This is a genomic window from Serratia sp. CY71090, from assembly GCF_052166845.1.
Taxonomy (GTDB): domain Bacteria; phylum Pseudomonadota; class Gammaproteobacteria; order Enterobacterales; family Enterobacteriaceae; genus Serratia; species Serratia nematodiphila.
Window position 1 is genome coordinate 1 of the sequence record NZ_JBJNOA010000029.1, and the last position, 1,028, is coordinate 1,028.

At 52.6% G+C, this 1,028-nt stretch carries 1 rRNA gene; it reads left to right on the forward strand.

The annotated features are described in order from the left end of the window. A 23S ribosomal RNA gene (locus ACJ8OK_RS24280) occupies positions 1–1,028 on the forward strand; the annotation flags it as partial.

The following is a 1,028-nucleotide window of genomic DNA, read 5'->3' on the forward strand; positions in this document are numbered from 1 at the left end:
TATCATGTCATGAATACATAGTGGCATGAGGCGAACCGGGGGAACTGAAACATCTAAGTACCCCGAGGAAAAGAAATCAACCGAGATTCCCCCAGTAGCGGCGAGCGAACGGGGAGGAGCCCAGAACCTGAATCGGCTTGTGTGTTAGTGGAAGCGTCTGGAAAGTCGCGCAGCAAAGGGTGATAGCCCCGTACACTAAAATGCACAGGTCGTGAGTTCGATGAGTAGGGCGGGACACGTGACATCCTGTCTGAATATGGGGGGACCATCCTCCAAGGCTAAATACTCCTGACTGACCGATAGTGAACCAGTACCGTGAGGGAAAGGCGAAAAGAACCCCGGCGAGGGGAGTGAAATAGAACCTGAAACCGTGTACGTACAAGCAGTGGGAGCACCTTCGTGGTGTGACTGCGTACCTTTTGTATAATGGGTCAGCGACTTATATTTTGTAGCAAGGTTAACCGTATAGGGGAGCCGTAGGGAAACCGAGTCTTAACTGGGCGACTAGTTGCAAGGTATAGACCCGAAACCCGGTGATCTAGCCATGGGCAGGTTGAAGGTTGGGTAACACTAACTGGAGGACCGAACCGACTAATGTTGAAAAATTAGCGGATGACTTGTGGCTGGGGGTGAAAGGCCAATCAAACCGGGAGATAGCTGGTTCTCCCCGAAAGCTATTTAGGTAGCGCCTCGTGAACTCATCTTCGGGGGTAGAGCACTGTTTCGGCTAGGGGGCCATCCCGGCTTACCAAACCGATGCAAACTCCGAATACCGAAGAATGTTATCACGGGAGACACACGGCGGGTGCTAACGTCCGTCGTGAAGAGGGAAACAACCCAGACCGCCAGCTAAGGTCCCAAAGTCATGGTTAAGTGGGAAACGATGTGGGAAGGCATAGACAGCCAGGATGTTGGCTTAGAAGCAGCCATCATTTAAAGAAAGCGTAATAGCTCACTGGTCGAGTCGGCCTGCGCGGAAGATGTAACGGGGCTAAACCATGCACCGAAGCTGCGGCAGCGACGCTTAG